The 17,294-nt window shown below is 65.9% G+C and carries 19 protein-coding genes, 4 tRNA genes and 2 pseudogenes; 8 read left to right on the top strand and 17 right to left on the bottom strand.

Features of this window, described 5'->3' with window-relative positions:
- Positions 1 to 47: 47 nt before the first annotated feature.
- From T428_RS0102670 to T428_RS0102650, 5 genes are all read right to left on the bottom strand, one after another.
- Positions 48 to 401, bottom strand: coding sequence for a hypothetical protein (locus tag T428_RS0102670; RefSeq protein WP_025735256.1), 354 nt, complete (start codon positions 399 to 401; stop codon positions 48 to 50).
- Entirely contained in the window at positions 371 to 1,312 is a 942-nt protein-coding gene (locus T428_RS0102665) for an ATP-grasp domain-containing protein (protein ID WP_025735255.1), read from the bottom strand. The genes T428_RS0102670 and T428_RS0102665 overlap by 31 nt, the downstream gene beginning before the upstream one ends.
- The gene (locus T428_RS0102660) at positions 1,309 to 1,923 is read right to left on the bottom strand and encodes a cyclic nucleotide-binding domain-containing protein (RefSeq protein ID WP_025735254.1); all 615 of its coding nucleotides are present in this window, start codon (positions 1,921 to 1,923) and stop codon (positions 1,309 to 1,311) included. Before T428_RS0102660 ends, T428_RS0102665 begins: the two co-directional genes overlap by 4 nt.
- Entirely contained in the window at positions 1,920 to 2,732 is an 813-nt protein-coding gene (locus tag T428_RS0102655; protein WP_025735253.1) for an MFS transporter, read from the bottom strand. The genes T428_RS0102660 and T428_RS0102655 overlap by 4 nt, the downstream gene beginning before the upstream one ends.
- Positions 2,733 to 3,099: 367 nt before the next feature.
- Positions 3,100 to 3,171, bottom strand: a tRNA-Val gene (locus tag T428_RS0102650).
- A gap of 180 nt (positions 3,172 to 3,351) precedes the next feature.
- Between T428_RS0102650 and T428_RS0102645 the strand changes: the two genes are divergently transcribed.
- From T428_RS0102645 to T428_RS33925, 4 genes are all read left to right on the top strand, one after another.
- Positions 3,352 to 3,424 (top strand) — tRNA-Gly (locus T428_RS0102645).
- A 28-nt stretch (positions 3,425 to 3,452) separates the two neighbouring features.
- Positions 3,453 to 3,526 (top strand) — tRNA-Cys (locus T428_RS0102640).
- A 13-nt stretch (positions 3,527 to 3,539) separates the two neighbouring features.
- Positions 3,540 to 3,614, top strand: a tRNA-Val gene (locus T428_RS0102635).
- A 444-nt stretch (positions 3,615 to 4,058) separates the two neighbouring features.
- On the top strand, positions 4,059 to 4,316 hold the full coding sequence (locus tag T428_RS33925) for a hypothetical protein (protein ID WP_025735252.1): 258 nt from the start codon (positions 4,059 to 4,061) through the stop codon (positions 4,314 to 4,316).
- On the opposite strand, the gene T428_RS31575 is transcribed toward T428_RS33925, so the two are convergent.
- The 6 genes and pseudogenes from T428_RS31575 to T428_RS0102600 form a co-directional block, all read right to left on the bottom strand.
- Positions 4,279 to 5,001 carry a nucleotidyl transferase AbiEii/AbiGii toxin family protein gene (locus T428_RS31575; protein ID WP_245604712.1) on the bottom strand — a complete coding sequence of 241 codons (723 nt, stop codon included), beginning with the start codon at positions 4,999 to 5,001 and terminating at the stop codon, positions 4,279 to 4,281. The two genes, T428_RS33925 and T428_RS31575, sit on opposite strands and share 38 nt — an antisense overlap.
- A 1-nt stretch (position 5,002) precedes the next feature.
- On the bottom strand, positions 5,003 to 5,578 hold the full coding sequence (locus T428_RS0102620; protein ID WP_245604710.1) for a hypothetical protein: 576 nt from the start codon (positions 5,576 to 5,578) through the stop codon (positions 5,003 to 5,005).
- 1,060 nt (positions 5,579 to 6,638) lie between these two features.
- On the bottom strand, positions 6,639 to 7,127 hold the full coding sequence (locus T428_RS25195; protein WP_245604708.1) for a hypothetical protein: 489 nt from the start codon (positions 7,125 to 7,127) through the stop codon (positions 6,639 to 6,641).
- A gap of 116 nt (positions 7,128 to 7,243) precedes the next feature.
- Entirely contained in the window at positions 7,244 to 8,032 is a 789-nt protein-coding gene (locus T428_RS0102610) for an alpha/beta hydrolase (protein ID WP_025735249.1), read from the bottom strand.
- 383 nt (positions 8,033 to 8,415) lie between these two features.
- Positions 8,416 to 8,923 (bottom strand): annotated as a pseudogene (locus T428_RS35615) (hypothetical protein); the annotation flags it as partial.
- Positions 8,924 to 8,935: 12 nt separating this feature from the next.
- Positions 8,936 to 9,262, bottom strand: coding sequence for a WXG100 family type VII secretion target (locus tag T428_RS0102600; protein WP_245604703.1), 327 nt, complete (start codon positions 9,260 to 9,262; stop codon positions 8,936 to 8,938).
- Positions 9,263 to 9,736: 474 nt separating this feature from the next.
- Between T428_RS0102600 and T428_RS35250 the strand changes: the two genes are divergently transcribed.
- The 3 genes from T428_RS35250 (at position 9,737) to T428_RS0102580 (ending at position 11,549) form a co-directional block, all read left to right on the top strand.
- Positions 9,737 to 9,871, top strand: coding sequence for a hypothetical protein (locus T428_RS35250; protein WP_281173617.1), 135 nt, complete (start codon positions 9,737 to 9,739; stop codon positions 9,869 to 9,871).
- Between the two features lie 722 nt (positions 9,872 to 10,593).
- Positions 10,594 to 10,902 (top strand): DUF3349 domain-containing protein, encoded by a 309-nt coding sequence (locus T428_RS0102585; protein ID WP_025735246.1) that lies wholly within the window; start codon positions 10,594 to 10,596, stop codon positions 10,900 to 10,902.
- 5 nt (positions 10,903 to 10,907) lie between these two features.
- Positions 10,908 to 11,549, top strand: coding sequence for a phosphate signaling complex PhoU family protein (locus tag T428_RS0102580; protein WP_025735245.1), 642 nt, complete (start codon positions 10,908 to 10,910; stop codon positions 11,547 to 11,549).
- Positions 11,550 to 11,562: 13 nt separating this feature from the next.
- Here T428_RS0102580 and T428_RS0102575 read toward each other — a convergent pair whose 3' ends face one another.
- The 4 genes from T428_RS0102575 to T428_RS33120 form a co-directional block, all read right to left on the bottom strand.
- Positions 11,563 to 11,916 carry a VOC family protein gene (locus T428_RS0102575; protein WP_025735244.1) on the bottom strand — a complete coding sequence of 118 codons (354 nt, stop codon included), beginning with the start codon at positions 11,914 to 11,916 and terminating at the stop codon, positions 11,563 to 11,565.
- A 66-nt stretch (positions 11,917 to 11,982) separates the two neighbouring features.
- Complete coding sequence (locus T428_RS0102570) at positions 11,983 to 12,456, bottom strand: GtrA family protein (RefSeq protein ID WP_025735243.1); 474 nt, start codon at positions 12,454 to 12,456, stop codon at positions 11,983 to 11,985.
- 69 nt (positions 12,457 to 12,525) lie between these two features.
- Positions 12,526 to 14,469, bottom strand: coding sequence for a serine/threonine-protein kinase PknD (locus tag T428_RS0102565; protein WP_025735242.1), 1,944 nt, complete (start codon positions 14,467 to 14,469; stop codon positions 12,526 to 12,528).
- Positions 14,470 to 14,673: 204 nt separating this feature from the next.
- Complete coding sequence (locus T428_RS33120) at positions 14,674 to 15,006, bottom strand: DUF732 domain-containing protein (RefSeq protein ID WP_169733607.1); 333 nt, start codon at positions 15,004 to 15,006, stop codon at positions 14,674 to 14,676.
- 136 nt (positions 15,007 to 15,142) lie between these two features.
- On the opposite strand from T428_RS33120, the pseudogene T428_RS25190 reads away from it, so the two are divergent.
- Positions 15,143 to 16,177: pseudogene (locus T428_RS25190) on the top strand (polysaccharide deacetylase family protein).
- Here the strand turns inward: T428_RS25190 and T428_RS30885 are convergent.
- Complete coding sequence (locus T428_RS30885) at positions 16,174 to 16,770, bottom strand: glycosyltransferase (RefSeq protein WP_051465096.1); 597 nt, start codon at positions 16,768 to 16,770, stop codon at positions 16,174 to 16,176. The pseudogene T428_RS25190 and the gene T428_RS30885 sit on opposite strands and share 4 nt — an antisense overlap.
- Before the next feature lie 12 nt (positions 16,771 to 16,782).
- Complete coding sequence (locus T428_RS30880; protein WP_156942821.1) at positions 16,783 to 17,262, bottom strand: hypothetical protein; 480 nt, start codon at positions 17,260 to 17,262, stop codon at positions 16,783 to 16,785.
- Between the last annotated feature and the right edge of the window lie 32 nt (positions 17,263 to 17,294).

The raw sequence follows: 17,294 nt of genomic DNA, 5'->3' as shown, positions 1-17,294 counted from the left end.
TAGCCGCTCCGAGATTTGGGGAAATGCCGTGCGATCCGGGCCGCGGTTCAGGTGGGGAGCACTCGCGGTGGGTCGCGTAAGACCCGGGCGGCCCGCGACCGTGCGTGCCGCAGGTTCTTGCCGCTGATCGTCAGCTCGGCCAGCGCCGTCGCGAAGATGTTGTCGGGACCGGCGACGTCCTGCCCGATCTGGCCAAAGACGTCCAGCTCGACTCCCATGCCGGCATCGGGAGCAACGTCGGCGAACGGCAGCTGCGCCAGGCGGCCGGTGGCGGGGGCATAGACGATCGCGTTGACAACCGCACACCGGGGCTTACGGCTCGGCTTGATCGCCTGGGGCAGGTCCAGGCAGCTACGAAGCTGGGCTTCGATCAGGTCGACGCCCCACACCGCCTCGACCATCTGGTGGATCCTCGTGCCCCCATCCAAGCGTTCACCTCGATCACGCGGGGGCCGCTACCGGTGCACTTGCCCTCCACGTGCAGCACCCCGCGGCGGAACCCGAACGATTTAACCGTTCGCACGCTCAGGTCGACGAGTTTGCGCACGGCCGCTTTGTTGTGGTCCGGCGGGATGTGCAGGCCGGTCTCCTGGAACGAGGGCTCGGCCGTCGGCCAGTTCTGCGACACGCTGGCGAACACGCAGGTGCCGTCCTGCAAGACGAGGTCGACGTCGAACTCCACGCCGTCCAGGTACTGCTCCAGGACCAGGTCGTTGCCGGCGCGGAATATCGCATCGTGCTCGGGGGTGACGATGGCACGAACGCGGTGGTACACCCCTGGCAGCGAATCGAAGTCGTCGACTCTGATGCAGCCCAATGCGCTCGCGCCGAACTCCGGTTTCACGACGGCGGGAAACCCCACCGCCGCGGCGGCGGCAAACAGCTCATCCAAGGATCGGACCCGCTGAGCTGCCGGTGTGGGCAGCCCGAGCCGCGCGGACAGCTCCCGGGTGCGGACCTTGCTGCGCGCCGCGTCGACCGCCTCGGGTGGGTTGCCCGGCAACCCCAGCGCCGCCGCCACGCGCGCCGCGTCGCACACCCGGTCCTCCCAGAACGTCAGGACACCATCGGCGCGAACGCCCGAACGCTCCAAGACGGCAAGCGTCGCGGCGGCGTCGACATTGGGGTCCCCGCTGAATGACGCTGCCACCCAATGTATTTCGGCGCTTTGGTCGGCGAGCGACTCGGACCAGTGTCCCGGCTCGTCGACGATCACCAGGCGTGCGCCGAGTTCGACGAGCCGCTCATAGCAGCGGCGCTTGCCCTCGTAGCCGGCACCGACGACGACCACGGTGGGCCCGTCGAGGCTCACGCCTCGCTCCAGCGCGGGTCGTCCACCAAGGCGGTTTCGCCGGGCGGGACCTGCACTCCAGGCGCGGTGCTGCTGAGATCCAGCGCGGGTCGCAGGCTCGGCGCGGCCTCGAGAGCGTAGAGCAGCACATCGCCTTCCACCCGGAGCAACGTCGTGTCCATCTCGGTGGTAACGGTGGCGTTTCGAGGCACCTGGTCGAGCAGGCCGCGTTCACCGAAGCTGTCACCCGGACCTAGATGCACGACGGCCCTGCCGTCCCGGTGCACCACGACGCGTCCCGCTACGACGGCGTAGAACGCGTGCGCCGGGGCTCCCTGAACCACGACGTCGACCCCCGGTGGCAGCGGGCAGAACTGTGCGGCCGCGGCCAGCTGCTCCAAGACGATCCGCGGCGCTCCGGCCGTGACGGGAAGACCTTGCAGGACGTTGATCCTGGAGGTGAGCGCGTCGAGTCCGCGCAGGCCAAGGCCGCACAGCAGGGTGATCAGCACGGCGGCGGCGCCGAGGATCAGCAGGCTGGCCCGCAGTGAGGTCAACGTCAGCAGAACCGACGCCAGGACTGCGCCGGCGATCATCCCGGCAATGCCGACAGCGTCGAAGATCCCGATCACGCGTCCGAGCGCGTCGCGGGGGGGGGGGGGGGGGCGATGCGCGCCAACGTCGTCTCGCCGACGACCTCGCACGAGACCAGCGCGGCGTTGGCGATTACCGTCACCGCCAGCGCAAGCGTCAGCACCTGCGTGCCGGCGTACGCCAGCTGGGAGGCGCACGCCAGCAAACCGGTGACGACGACGATCACCGATACCTGTCTGCTGACGGACAAGCGGCCGTTGACGAGCGCGCTCACCAGCCCGCCGGCGCCCGCCGCCGTCAGCAGGACACCGTAGCCGCCGCTTCCGAGCCCGAGCGACTGCGTGGCGTAGACGACGAGCTGCACGGTCTGGGCTCCGTAGGTGAATTCCACCATCGCCACAGTCATGATCAGCAACCACGCGAACGGAGTCGCGTGCACCGTCCGCAGCCCGCCGGCCAGCCGACGTCCCGACGCATGCTCGCCGACCGGAGCCGGATCGGGATGAATGGTCGCGATCAACAACGCAGAGACCGCGAACGTGACGCCGTTCGCCAGGAACGCGATCCAGGCGGGAGCCACGGTGAGCAAGATCGCTCCGATCGCCGGGCCGAGCCGCGTCTCCCCGACCAAGCGGGGCAGGATCGCCAGCGCGGCCGGCCTCTCGGCGCAGGCGGCGGCCGACGCCAGGGTGGTCAACGCGATAACCAGTGTCACCGGGCCGGTACTGGCCACCGTCACCGCAAGGGCAGCCATGAGCAGCATGCGCAGGGAGTCGCCGGCCAGCAGTACGGTGCGCCGCCGGTAGCGGTCGGCGATGATCCCGCCGAACGGGCCGAGCAAGACCAACGGGAAAGACGGCAGACGGTTGCGGCGCCGACCCAGGCGGCCGAGTGGGTCGCGCTGTACACGTAGCCGAGCAGCGCGGCGTTGTACAACCAGTTGCCGATTTCCGAGGCGGCACTAGCCCCGATCAGTGCCCGGGCGCCGGGGACGGCAATGACGTCTCGATACACCCCGGCCATCGCGTTACCCGATGCGACGCGGCGCTGCGGACGTCATCACGACGCTTTTTATACCTCCGAGCCGACGCCCCAGCAAATGATTCGCGGTCGGGGGCGCGGGGCGAATCAGCTGGTCGAAACGGGTCCGCTGACGAGTTGTGGGCATCGCGACCGCGAGCCCAGGCCGGGCCAGCCGTCATGCAAATAGTGAGTGGTCCCGGCTGGGATCGAACCAGCGACCTTCCGCGTGTGAAGCGGACGCTCTTCCACTGAGCCACGGGACCGGCGCCGAGAGGCGAACGAGGGAGAAGACTAGCACGAAACCAGCGTCGCAGATCCCGCCTCATGCGCCCCCGGCGGCTGCGCTATAACCTAGAGCGACAACGCGCCAAGGGATTTGTGTGTGCCCGCGTGGGTGGACTATCGTCGTCCTTCGCACCGGGCGACGATCTCGCTCGTTGCACGCGGATGTAGCGCAGTTGGTAGCGCATCACCTTGCCAAGGTGAGGGTCGCGGGTTCGAATCCCGTCATCCGCTCGAAGGTGCAAGCGGCATCAACCCCAGCGGTGGAGTGGCCGAGTGGTGAGGCAACGGCCTGCAAAGCCGTGCACACGGGTTCGATTCCCGTCTCCACCTCCAATTTTTTCTCCCAGCGCGATTAGCTCAGCGGGAGAGCGCTTCCCTGACACGGAAGAGGTCACTGGTTCAATCCCAGTATCGCGCACCACGTTGATGCAGGTAGAGGTGGTTTCAGTCAAAAAATTCGGGCTCTTGACCTCGATGAGCTGACAGATCGGCCGCCTCGAACGTGTAGCGCGCCGCGTCGAATCCCGGCCCGGTTCAATGTCGAGTGTCGGCCAGCGGTGAGCAGTTCGCCCACGACTGCGCCGAGCGTCACATCAGCGTCAGCCTCGCCGACGCACTGTTCCCGGAGACGCGCGTGTCGCGCCGCGCTACCCACCAACAAAGAAGTCACGGAGACGTATTCACTCATCCTGCGGCCGGACAGAATTACCCCCTTCTGCACCTCACCGATGCAGGCTTACTCGCCAAGAGACGCCCTCAGGTACGCGACCTTCGGGCCGTACATCGCGGCGAAGAAACGCACCGTGACACTTGCGCAGCACACACTGTTCGGCACCGCTTAGGGGTTAAGTAGATCCGACAGCGAATGGACACGACTGAGCACGTCATCGAACGTTGGCCGTTCGGTGCCGTAGTGGAACGAATTCATTGCGATCTCGTGCTCTCGGCGAAGGTCTTTCGCAAATTCACCGCTTGGGTTAAACGCCTCCGAGGCCGCGAAACCTCCATCGGGTATTGGATGATCGCCGCCGAAAGCCTCCGATACCTCGAAGACACTGGCGAGGATGTCGCCGACGGTTTCGCTGTCAGCGAGCAGGGCCGTGACAGAAGCATCCCCGAGTAGCGCCCAGATGTCGTAAAACTGGCGACCGATACGGGCTAGCCCGTACGCGGTGCCGCGTTTTGCCGGGTCGACGAAATTGTCTGACCCGCAAAAGTTTTTCGATGAGTGTGCGGCCCGGGTGCAGGACGGTCACTTCGAACGGCCGCAGGTCATCCCACTGGCCGGCAAGGTCCGTCGCGGCCAGTTCGCGGTACAACAGTGACTCGACTTGCGTTACGAGCGCCGGTTTTGGTCCGCCGGTTTGACCCAGTTCGACTAGAACAGATTTGGGATCGGCCAGTCCGCCTGATTGGTCGCTCTGGGTGAGGGGTAGGTCCAGCCAAGCCGCTTGCCTGGCAGTTCCCAGTTCGCCGGCCGACTTCCGATCGCGGTGCTGTTGTCCGATCGCTAATGCCGCCGTGTCCAACATGCCCTTCATCGCTCGCTTGACAGCACGAAAGTTGGCGTAATCGCCCAGCACTAGGAGATCGAGATCCTCGGAGAAGCGTTGAATAATGCGTAGCTTCTCTAGGCTGGTGCCGCCCTTGAATATGATCACGTCACGGTGGGTGGCGACGATCGCGCGCAGCACCTCACAGACCCAGTCATCCTTCTCGACTGCGAGGGGTTGCACGCCGAGCTGTTCAGCTGCAGCAACGACGGTGGCCGCGAAAACCTCTGGATCGTCGGCGCGCCAAAGTGCCACGCTAGACGGGGACCAGACCGGCTAGAGCCTTGGCCTCAACCCGCGGGTCGGCCGCCGACATCGTGTCTGCGAGATCCGCGCGCCCCGCACGGTGCAGCAGGTGGCGCAGCCGTGCACGTGCGGAACCGAATTCTGTGCCACTGGCTCCGGCAAGGCGGTCGGGGTCGATGGCGCCGGAAGTTATCAGTTCGGTTAGCCGCTCCATCGCCTCGTCAGGACCGATCTCGATCACCCTGTCCCACCCGTCGAGCACTTCCAAAGTCGCCACCTCGGTGGGGCTCAGTGCCCGCTCTGCGCGACCGCGCCGAGCCGAACGGTCCACGAAATGCACTGTTGGGCCGTCCGTCGGTGGGCGGCCCACTACGGCGAACTCCGCGCGGCGGGGAATCTGGGTGGACAGTCTTAGTGCATTGGCGGCGGACAGTCCCGCTGGGCCGATGCCGTTTTGCCCGGCAAGTTCGGTAGCCAATGTTTGAGGCGTGGGGAGTGCCATACCCAGCGGAGTCTTGATGCCGCGCCAGTACAGGCCCTTACGGATGTGGCGCAATTCGCCCTGTGCCACCAGTTCGGCCAGCAACCGCTGTGTAGTCGATGGCACTGTGTCCATGTCGGACGTACGCCAAAACCGGTTACGAGAAGCAAGGATGGACCGCCGGGCGGCATCCACGCCGCCGCGGTCGTAGTGACCCCGTGTGGTCAACATCGGCAACTCGCTTTCCGCAACAAGATACGAGAATCTCTCAATTAGTGCCACCACGACGCGTGGGCCCATCGCACGTTTGTTCGCTCAAGAGCGTAAAATCGCATCTCAGCTGGCTCTCAGCCTTTACGGCCACCGTGTGCCAAACAATCTGCGTCTGGACGAAGCAAATTGCTAATCACGCTGTCGTGGTCTGTCGATGCGTCGAAACGCGGACACCTTCGACGCATTGCGCCACATCCGAGGCGGTCGAACGACCTCTCCACGGACGCGGAACACATCGACCACTGGGCGGACATCTCCGCGCTCCCTGCTTAATCCCAATACCGGCACCGCGAAGCGCCCAGGATACGACGATCATGCCCGCTACCACCGGAAGAGTGAATGGTTGCCGTGAATTTCTCGCTGGTCGTAAGGGAGTTGCGAGTCCCCGTGGCATGCAAACCATTTCGCCCTCAGCGAGCTAACGAAAGCGTGATCGCGACCCGAGACGAAACCGTCGGCTACCGTTCAACCATGCCCAACCCCGTAGACCTGTCGTGGTTTTATTCGCTCAACCTGCACGACCGGGTCAACCTGCTGAACAACCCGCGTCAATCGCTGATATCTGCGTTCGTTGAACGCATTCTCGCCCAAGTCAAACAGCACGGGATGCAGCAGCAAGAGGTCGTAGAGGAAACACAGTGGAGCGGTTCCTCGACTTGGAAGCTCGATGGATCGGTGGTGGCAAAGCTCGAGGAGGACCGTCGAAGGCTCGATACGTGGTTCGATGCGCTAGCACCCACCGAGCGCCACCATGTCATTGCGCATCGCCGCGACGAGGGCACGCAGGCGGCGTCCAAAGCCACCGGCGTCGACCCAGGCATGGCCCAACCCCTATCTCGACATGAAGGCAACCAAACTCGGTCTGCCGTAAGACAGCGACACTGGCACCACGCTAACCGGTCAGGATCGTCGGGAACGGGCTGCGCTCGGCGGGCAGGTCGGCGGGAAAGCACGGCGAAATCCCTTGCAGCGTAGGGGCATCGCCAGGTTGATATCGGGCGATGATCTGCAGGATGTAACCGTCGGGGGCGTAGCCGAACCGGTGGGGCTTGTAGAAGCCGTCGCGCTCGTACACTTGCCAGCCCCAGCTCTTCCAGATGTCACCGGCCTTGGCGACGATGGTGTTGGTGTCGGTGCCCGGCGGCATGATACGGTCACCGTTGGTGGCGAATTCCATTGGCGGCGTCCAGGTTTCGACATCCTTGCACGGATGCACAGTACCACCGCCGCTGTAGCGGCTGGCGTCCAGCGTCGTCCCGGGCCCCAACGCCTGCAACGTCTTCTTCAGGTAGCCGATCACCGTATCCTGGTCCTGCTGTTGGGTTTTCGGCACAACGGGCTCGAGCTTGTATCCGGGCGGGGGCGGTGGTGTTGCTTCCATGGATGGTCCTCCCAGCGGAGTGGCGCCGGTTGGCGTTTGCGGCCCCAGGGCGCGGTCGTGGCTGCAGGCGATTACGAGCATGACGACCGACGCGGCGCCAACAACCCTCAAGCGGCTCATGATGCTAAGCCTCCCCCGGTGCCGGCCCGCGGCGGCGGAACGCCGGCGATCACGGCACCCAGGTTGAGCAGCGCCGGATTTCCCTCGCTCCAATAGCTGCTGTGCGCGGCAACGCTGGGCGTCAGCCCCAACGGGTCGCTGCTCGGCCCGGCAGCCGCGAACAGCCGCGTCGCACCGAAATCGTCGGCCGTGGGATCGTGTCCCAGCGTCATGTCGGTCACCAACTCGATGATGTCATTGCGGGCCCGCATGGCATAGACATTCGCGCCGGGATCCAGGCTCAGGTCGCCGGCATGCTCGACGAGCATTCCGGGGCTGCCGACCGCGATGACGTTGTCGGCGTCGAGATGATGCCCGCCCGAGGCGGCCGCACCGACCAACGTGGAACCGTAACTGTGCCCGATCACCGTGTCGACCGACGGCGACCCGACGTGCGACGCCCGCTGCCCGCTCTCGAACGCGTTTATCGCGCCGGCACCCGCCCGGGCCCGATCGGGCCACGCCGCCTCGAAGAGATCTACCGGACGGTCGTAGCCCATCCAGGTCGTCACCGCGACATCACCCGCCCGCAACCCCGGATCGGCCACGATCGCGGAGTTGTACATCGCCAGCGATTTCAGATCGCTGCCTTCGAAGGCCGCAAGGTCCTGGCCGGTGCCGGGCACCAGGATCGCATTGCGCTTGGCGTAGTCGGGATTACCGATGGCCACCGCCCCGTGGCCCCGGTTGTCGATCAGGCCCAGGTAGCGGCGCACGCCGTCGTTGCGATCCAGCGCGGTCTGCACCGCGTGGTAGCTGTCGCGGCTATGCCGGGCCGCCAGCAACTGCGGCGCAGCGCGTTGTATGCGCCGGTCGTCTCCTCGCTGTGATCGCCCATGTAGATCCGCGCCGCCAGTTCGTCGACCCGGTGCTGCAGCCGGTCGATATCGGCCTGCGCCTGCTGCGCCAACTCGGGCAGGTGAAGCCGGTTGTAGTAGTCCTTACCGCGATGGTCCGGGGGGTCCCACGGCATCCCGGGGTGATTGCCGATGTTGTGGTCCTGGCCATAGAGCCAGTCCTTCTCCTCCGGTGTCAGCTTGTTCCACAGGTCGGCGAACTGCCGGGGGTCCTGCGGCAACCGCCGTTCCAGGGCTCGCTGCACCTCCGGCCGGTTGTCGTGGGGCCTGGGCGGAATGGGCGCGTCGCTGTCGGCCATGTCGATCGCGGTCGCCAACTGCTGGTCCACGCCGTTGGCCTCGGCCACGATCGCGTTCAAACGAGTCTGCAGGTCGGCGCGCCGCGTCTGCATCGACGCCCATTCGAGTGCGGTGTATCGCAATTGGGGAATCGCCACCACCTGACTGGTCGCCGCATCGACCTGTAGCCGAGCGGCGGCCGCGTCCGCACGCAGCGTCGCGAGTTCCGGCCTTGACCTTGTCGATCCCGCCGGCGGCCTGCTCGGCGGCCCGGGCGACCGCGAGCGCCTCGTTCCCGTGCGCGTCGAGGTCTTGCCGAATCCCGGCGTTCTGGTGTGCGGCGGCGTCGCGGGATGCCCCCTCCCACATGGCGAACACCGAAAGCGTCGCCAATTCGCGGGAGGCGCGCTCGGCGCTCTGCGAGCGGGCGGAGGCCGCGTGAAACACCTCGCGGACCGCTTCGGCGTTCCACCGGTCAATGTCTGCGACCGACAAGGTCATGCCCCACGGGTCTCAGCCGCGCCCGCTGACCGCGCCGGCCCGGGCAGCGACCTCGGCAAGGGCCTGTGCCCGTTGCGCCTCGGCCGCTGCATGCGCGACCGCGGCGTCTTGCAGCGCGAACCCGTGCTCCCCGACCCGACCCACCAACGCCTGCGACACCGGCAGCCAGCGAGCCACCCGGGCGCTCAGCGCCATCGACGACATGCCGGCCCAACCGTATTGCGCCGCCTCGATCCGGTTATCGGCCGCCAGGAACCCCGCCGCCAGGTCCTCGGCTTGACCGCTCACCTGCCGTCCCGAACTCGTCAACTGCTCCACATCGATGTTGATGTCGGACACCGTCGGCTCCCCCTCCCGGCTGGTGACAGGCCTAAGCCTGCACCTTTAGCCGGAGCGTATGCACCCGACGCGCCGTACGCACTTCACCAACACGGCGCATTGGGAAATTGCGCCGCACGCTCACCCACCGGCCTCCCAGCACGCTCTACATGCCGACAGTTGTAACTCTCTGGCCAAAAAGAGCCTGCAGGTATGCGTTCGCGACTGGACGCAGACCTCGAGAATTACATATTGCGGAATTTGGCAGAGCGTCAAACCCGGAGGTATGGATTTTTGAATGTGGACAGACTTGCGGATTTATCAAGACGTTATTTGGTTGCCATTGATCGACGCCAAAGTCGGTAGAGTTTCTTGATTTTGGCGGATTCGTTGTCTTCGGTTTGTGGGTACTCCGGGCGGAAATCATTAGGTTTGCAGCGGGAGGGTGAAATGCAGACAATAGCGCTAATAGTTGCGGCGATGATTGGTGCATTCATGCTCGTTTTCGGCCTCGGCAACATCGGTTGCTTCAGCGAGTGCGCCGGCAACGCCAGCGGAATCAAGTGCTCCACCTGCGACTCTCCGTCCGACGGCCAGACCAAGCTGGGCTATCACTACTCCGCCCACTAATTAGCGCCTCTACCAGCACCGACGAGCCAAACTCCCCTGCCCGGTTACCCGGCCCACCAGGCCCATCCGATCGGCGAACCGTCGGCTGACTTCAACGGCTTCAGCCGGTCGATCGCATCGGCCGGCTGAGCATGACACCGGCCGGCCCACGATCGGCTCAATACCCCGGCAACCAGTGGCGGTCCGGCAATAGAGTTCTGCCAATTCGGCCACCATCAAGATCGATCGCACGCAATCAATATCGGATTAATCTGTCATCAAGATCAGATAACTGCGGAATCGGGAGTCACTCGACCCAACGGATCAAGATCGATCACCGAGCGCGCGTCAAGGACAAATGAATTTCACGCCGTCTGCCGATTTCCCGGTGCGTCGACGCCGAATGTGTGGTAATGCGCCCAACCGCAATATGCGGCACCGCACAACCGCAATAGCCTTGGGACACAGCCAGACTCGGCGGCAGCGCCGTGCACAGGCAAGAGAGGCGGGCCGAAAAATTCGGTGAAGCGGCCACCGAGGATCCTCCCGGTGGGCGCCTCGTCGGCCATTAAACGATGCTAGCTTTCGGCCTCGATTCCCGTGCCGTTTTCGCGACTTCTTGCCGAGATCCCACGGCCCCCAACGCAACAGTGCAAGTCACCGCGGATGCTGTGCACCGCCGGCAACCGTCTGGTGGGAAAGCGTTCACGTTTAGACCGCCGGATCGGTGGCACCCGCGTCTCATGAGTCTCAGGATCAATCTCGCCGACGTGGTGATGAAGATGGTGGAGTTCGTGCGGGCGGGCTACCTGGAAGGCGTTCCACCGACCGATTGCTTCGCGCTGTTGGCGGTGCTGCGCCGCCGGTTGACCGACGAAGAGGTGTCCGCGGTGGCCGCCACGCTGGCAGAGCGCGGCGATCTGCAAATCGATGCGGCCGAAATCGGTTCGGCCATCACACGAATCACCGACGAGCCGCCGTCGGACGACGAGATCGATCGCGTACAGCGTCGCTTGGAGGCCATCGGCTGGCCTCCCGACGCGACCCGCTAGTCCGCATGCGGACCGCATTTCATCACCAGCTCGATGCGCTCAGCCAGCACATCGCCGACATGTGCGATCTCAGCGGCACCGCGATGGCCCGGGCCACCGAAGCCCTGTTGGGTGCGGACCTGGTCCGGGCCGAAACCGTGATCAGTGCCCACCCGGACTTCGTCGCGCGCGTCTCCCAGACCGAGACCGGCGCCTACAACCTGCTGCTGCAGGCGCCGGTCGCCACCGACCTGCGGGCGATCCTGGGCAGCCTGCAAAACGTCGCCGACATCTACCGCATGGCCGCCCTGGCCCTGCATGCCGCCGACACCGCCCGGTTGCGGCATCCCGCAAGCGCGCTCCCTGACGACGTCAAGCCCTACTTCGTCGAAATGGGCCGCATCGCTGTGGATCTCAGCCGCAGTGCGACGAAGGTTGTGCTGTCCGGAAATCCAGAGCAAGCCGCCGAGCTCGCCGACGACGACGCGATGGACGAGCTACACCGCCTCGTGTTCACGATCCTGATGGACCGGCAGTGGTCGCACACCGTCGCCGCCGCTGTCGACGTCACGTTGCTCAGCCGCTACTACGAACGGTTCGCCGATCACGCCGTGATGGTCGGTCGACGGGTTATCTTCCAAGCCAACGGATCCCACCGCACTTCGTGAGGCCGCGCGTTTGTCAGCGAGACAGCGGCTTGTAGAAGACCACGCCGTTGCCCTTGATGTCGTAGACCACGGCCCGACGCTCGTGGGCGTCGTCGTACGGTCCTTTCACGATGCCGCCACCGCTGGCCTCGACCGCCTTGGCCGCACCGTCCACATCGGCGGTCTTGATGCCGACGACGACCTGCCCGGGGATGGGATGGTCCACGTCGGTCGCCAACGCGAGGGTGATCGGCCCGCCGTCGAGGGCGGCGAAGTGGGCGCCGTCGCGGAATTTCAGCGGCATGCCCAGGGTCTCGCTGTAGAACCGGATCGATTCGTCCAGGTTGTCGGTGGACAGGATGATCATCTTCACTTCGTGATCGCTCAACGGGTGCCTCCTCTGCACTGAGTCGGCTTCAACCCTAAGCACCGATCGCGCAGCGGGCACCGCGGGTCAGCGGCGAAAGACCACCCACCGCATCGCGCTGTACATGTACGCCGCTTCGCACATGCCCGCGACAATGCGCGACAGCTGGTATTGCACGCCGAGGACCGACAGCAGCGTGGTCACCCCGAGAATGAACGCCAGGTAGTTGACTACGACCACGACGACGTAGACGGCGACCTGGGAACCCACCGCGCCGTGGGACTGAAAGTTGAAGGTGCGGTTGAGCACGTAGCTCAGCGCGAAGGCGCACGCGTAGGAAACGGTGACGGCAACCGGCACCGGAAGGTCGAGCCCGTCGCGCAACGTGGTGAGCAGCGCGAGATCGACGCCGAAGGTGAAGCCGTTGATCAAGCAGAAGCCGAGGAATGTCGAGGCGATGACCGAGCCGAGCCCAAACGGAAGCCGGCTGACGACCGCCTCGCAGCACTTGTGGAATCGGTCGACCGCGCGTATCCGGCTAACCTGGGATTCGGCTGTCACGCGGCTACCGTGCCATGACCGGGTATCCGCCACGTGAGCAGTTGGCCAACTCTTCGCTTGCCGGGCACGTCACTTGGCGGGCAGCTTCACGACCCGGTCACCGGTGTAGTCGGTGACGAAGATGTTGACCGCCTTGTCCACGGCGATGCCGCTGGGGTGGTTGAGGCCGACGAACGGGAGCACGCTCTGTTTGCCCGTCCCGGCCTCCATCTTCAGCACCCGATTGTTGGTGTAGTCGGTGACGAAGATGTCACCGCCGCTGTCCACCGCGACACCGCTGGGGTCCCCAGGTCTGAACAGGCCGCTGAACGGCACCACGCTCTGGCGGCCCGACTCCGCCGCCAGCTCCACCACCCAGCTGTTGCCCGAGTCGGCGATGTAGACGTTGCGAGCGTTGTCCAGCCCGACTCCCTCGGGCCCGTTGAGGCCGGTGAACGGCAGCTCGATCGGGCTGTTCGAGCCGGGGGTCAGCTGTAGCACCCGGTTGGCGTCGGTGTCGGCCAGATACAGCGCGCCCGCATCGTCCGTCACCACCCCCTGGGGCCGGTGCAAGCCGGTGAACGGCAGGACAATCGGGGTGTTCGTCCCGGCCGGCACCGTGAGCACCCGATTGTTGTTGGTGTCGGCGACATACAGGTTCCCGGCGCTGTCCCCCGCCACGCCCTCGGGCGAATTGAGGCCGGTGAGCGGAAGCTGCACCACGGTGCTCGACCCCACCGCCAGTTTCAGCACTCGATTGTTCATGTCGTCGGCGACATAGACGTTGCCGGCGGGATCCACCTCAACATCGGCCGGGTGGCCAAGTCCGTTGAACGGCAACGTTATTTGCGGGCCGAATACGGGGTCGTGGTAGACGGCGGCCTGCTTGGTCCGGCCGCTGTCGAACCTCACGACGATCACGACGACCGCTGCGACCGCGACCGCCGCCGTCAACGGCGCGGCAGGAACCACGATGACCGGCCGTCGCCACCACGGGCGCCGTGGCGAGGTGTCGGCCTCGTCTGGCCACGGCTGCCTGAACGGGTCCAGGCCGGACGGCTCTTCGGCCGGCGATGCTTCGACCGCCAGGTACGAAGTGACGGGTGGTGGCGGGGGCGCGACGTGCCGGTTCGCGGCCGGAAGCGGCTCCGGTTGCGGTGGTTGGCCATCGGGCACAGCGTGTTTGGCCATGTTGGGCACCTGCTTGCGTCGTGGTGGGGGCGGGGCGATCGCGTGCTGGGCGGCGTCGGCCATCGCGATGGCCGTGGCATAACGGTTGGCGGGGTCTTTGGCCATGCCGGTGGCGACGCCGGCGTCGAGGCCCGGGGGCACGCCGGGCCGGTTGGCCGACGGCCGGGGTGGCGGGGTGCTCAGGTGCGCGGCGAACAGCCACGTGTCCCCGGCGAAGGGCGGCTGTCCGGTCAGGCATTCGTAGAACACGCAAGCCAGCGAGTAGATGTCGGCGCGAGCGTCGGCTTCGCGGGCCCCGGATCTCTCTGGAGCCATGTAGTGCCAACTGGCAATCTCCTTGTCGGAGTTCGCCAATCGCGTTTCGTACCACGGCGCCAACCGAGCCAGCCCGAGATCGATCAGGTAGGCGAAGTCGTCGCGATCAAACAGGATGTCGGAGGGTTTCACATCGCCGTGCACCAGCCCGGCCCCGTGCGCGGCGTCCAACGCCTGCGCGACTTGTCCGATGATCCGCACCGCGCGAGCGGGCTCGAGCGGCCCGCCCGCCAATACTTCTAGCAGATTGGGCCCATCGATGAGCTCCATGTCGAGATAGAGCTGATCGTCGATCTCGCCGTAGCCGTGGATGGGCACGATGTGCGGATGGTTCAGCCGTGCCGCCGCGGCCGCTTCCCGACGGAACTGCTCCGCGATCGCGGGGTCGGCGGCCAACTGTGGCGGCAGCAGCTTGAGTGCGGCGGTGCGATTGGCGGTCTCGGTATCGTACGCGCGCCACACCTCCCCCAGGTCGCCCCGGCCCAACAACTCGACGAGCCGGTAGCGGCCAAACTCCTTTCCCTCCACCGGCTCACCATACCCAGGCCGGCACCTCTTTGGAGGCCAAGTTTCGGCCCGCCGGTCGGCGGGCTGCTCGGGTATTCGGTTCCGCCACACGGGTATTGGGCGCGCGCACTCAGCAAACTTTCACGCAAATAACATCACCGTCACCAAAAGCGGCGTTCGGCGACCGCGATGTCGCCGAACCGTCTCGGACCCGGTGGGGCCGGTCTAGGACTTGGGCGCCTTCTGGGCGTCGATATCCATGTCCGGGCAGAACGCCTCGACCGCGGCGAAGGCGATCATCTTCGTCTGCTGCTGGGTGTAACCCATGTTCTGGATACGCTGCAGGGCCTGATCCGGTGGGATCAGGTTGTTACGCAGCTCGTTGCACAAGTTCGTCCCCACGTGGACGATCGTCTCGTGGCTGGAGTAGTGGATGTTGTTCTGGTCGAGGTAGGAGATGTACTCGGGCGTATGCTCCGGGTCGGCGTTGGCGACTGCTGGCACTGAACACAGCAGTGCGGGCAGGGCGATGGAGGACGCCGCTAGTGCTGCTTTCATGGGTGTGAGCATATATTTACCCTCCAACTTGTAGGTGAACTGGAAGCAAACGGCGGGCCTTACGACCTGCTGTGGCAAAGTCGGCGGCGGGAGTTGCCACGCCGGATCGACCGGGCTCGCTACAGTTCGCGATTCAATGGCACACCTGACCGACCTCGTCTCGCCCGCGACCCGGACGACCATCAAGAACGCCGCGGCCGGGATGCTTTGCGCCGCCGGAGTACCCGCGCTTGCCCGGCGGCGATACCGCGATGTGCTCGGCATCGTGATGTTCCACGGAGTCGAAGACGAACCGCTGTCGCCGGCGTGCTGGCATGTCATGGACTCGGCGATGTACCGCCGTCAACTCGAATACATCCGTGAGCACTTCAACGTCCTTCCGCTCGAGGAGGCCCTGGATCGGCTCGAGTCCCGGAGTTTGCCGCCGCGTACGATGGCGATCACCTTCGACGCCGGCACCCGCAATCTCGCCACACACGCCGTGCCGGTGCTGCGCGAGCTGGGTCTGCCCGCGGCGGTGTTCCTGGCGACGGGCCCGATGGTCAGCGGCGAAACCCTTTGGCCCGACCGGCTTTGGCTCGCGATCGCACACACCACCGCGACCGAGGCCGATCTCACCGCACTGGGACTGGGCACGTGTTCGCTTACCGGCACCGCCGAGCGCGGCAAGGTCTACGCCGCCGTCGTGCAGCGGTTGAAAGACCTGAACGACGCGCGACGGATCGCGGTGCTGGACGACGTCGTCGGCGCACTGGGCTGGCGCGACGACATCGACCCGGGTCCGTTCCGGATGCTTTCTTGGGCCGACGCGCGCGAAATGGCCGCCGACGGGCTGGTGACGTTGTATCCGCACTCGGTGACGCATCCGATCCTGTCCCGCTGCAGCGACGACAAGGTCGAGCGCGAAATAGCGGAGTCCTGTGCGGCGCTGGAACGTTAGACCCGCAGCGCGCCAACGGTTTTCGCGTATCACAATGGCCGCGCGCAGGATTTCGACGCCCGCGCCCAGGACGCGCTGCGCGGCCGCGGCGTGCGGTGGGCGCTGTCGACCATGCCGGGCTTCGCCGACCGCCGCTGCGATCCGATGGCGCTGCCGCGACTGGCGGTGGGCAGCGATACGTCGTTCGACTACTTCCGCCTGATGGTCTCCGGCTGGCGGCCCCGCCGCTAGCGCGACGGCCGCCAGCCACACCTCGTGCAGCCCGGCCCGCCAGCGAGCGACGTCGAATTCACGGCCCGCTCATAGGCGGCCGCGGCGAGCCGATTGCGCAGCTCGGTGTCGACGATCAGGGACTGCAGCGCCTCCGCCAGCTGGTCAGCGTCGCCGGGCCGAACCAGCACACCGTCGACCCCGTCGGTGATCACCTCCGGTATCGCGCCCACCGCGGTGGTCACCGGGACCACGCCATTGGCCATCGCTTCCAGCACCGCCATGGGGAGGCCCTCGCTGTAGCTGGGCAACACGAAGATCGCCGACTCCGCCAACAGCCGGTCTCGCTCCTCGGGCCCGACCCAGCCGACGACGTCGATGGTCTCGTCGAGTGCGTCGGCCCGAACGATGCCGCGGACCTGCTCGACGTCCCCGTCGCCGGCCAGTGTCAGTCGCAGCTTGGCGCGAATGTCGCTGGGCAACATGCCGATCGCGCGGACCAGGTCGTAACTTCCCTTGTTTTCACCGAGCCGGCCCAGCGCTACCGCGCGCATCGGCTGCCCGGTGCGCGATGACGGTGCGACGGCGGGCACCACCACCGGGTTGTAGAGCACTCGGATGCGCGATTAGTCGAATCCCAGGCTGTCGCACGCGTGCTGCACGTGGAATTGGCCGAGCACGATCGAATAATCGGCACGCAGCGCGCGGCGTACGGCGCGCCCCACCGGCCGCGGCAGTTCACCGAGCCACGAGAAGAAGTGCGTGGTGTGGCTGTGGACGATGGTCGGGACGCCGCACAGCCGGGCCACGAACAACGGCACCGCCTTGCGCACGATGCTGCCGCGCCACGAATAGTGCACGTGCAAAACGTCGACGAAGCCGAACACCAACAGCGCGGATGCCTTGAACATGCCCACAATCCCGGTCCACAGCTGCATTGGCCGCGGGGCGCCGATATAGGTGGGCACCAGGCGGATCCGGAACCGCGCGTCGTTGTCCTCGATCAGCAGGCGCATCATCGTCGCCATGCCGCCGCGACTGTTGGGCCCGGCCGGGGCGTTGCCGATCGTCAGCACCCGGATCGGACGGCGCGCTGTCGTCGTCACGTGCGTGCCACCCGCCGTACTCCCATCGCTGG

This window comes from Mycobacterium genavense ATCC 51234 (assembly GCF_000526915.1).
Taxonomy (GTDB): Bacteria; Actinomycetota; Actinomycetes; order Mycobacteriales; family Mycobacteriaceae; genus Mycobacterium; species Mycobacterium genavense.
This window is presented reverse-complemented; position numbering and strand designations above follow the sequence as displayed.

Bases quoted from the DNA above. Each gene is read 5' to 3' on its own strand.
- T428_RS0102670 (WP_025735256.1), bottom strand. From the start codon at position 401: ATGGTCGAGGCGGTGTGGGGCGTCGACCTGATCGAAGCCCAGCTTCGT.
- T428_RS33925 (WP_025735252.1), top strand. From the start codon at position 4,059: ATGGACACGACTGAGCACGTCATCGAACGTTGGCCGTTCGGTGCCGTA.
- T428_RS25195 (WP_245604708.1), bottom strand. From the start codon at position 7,127: ATGGAAGCAACACCACCGCCCCCGCCCGGATACAAGCTCGAGCCCGTT.
- T428_RS35250 (WP_281173617.1), top strand. From the start codon at position 9,737: ATGCTCGTTTTCGGCCTCGGCAACATCGGTTGCTTCAGCGAGTGCGCC.
- T428_RS0102585 (WP_025735246.1), top strand. From the start codon at position 10,594: ATGAGTCTCAGGATCAATCTCGCCGACGTGGTGATGAAGATGGTGGAG.
- T428_RS0102580 (WP_025735245.1), top strand. From the start codon at position 10,908: ATGCGGACCGCATTTCATCACCAGCTCGATGCGCTCAGCCAGCACATC.
- T428_RS33120 (WP_169733607.1), bottom strand. From the start codon at position 15,006: ATGAAAGCAGCACTAGCGGCGTCCTCCATCGCCCTGCCCGCACTGCTG.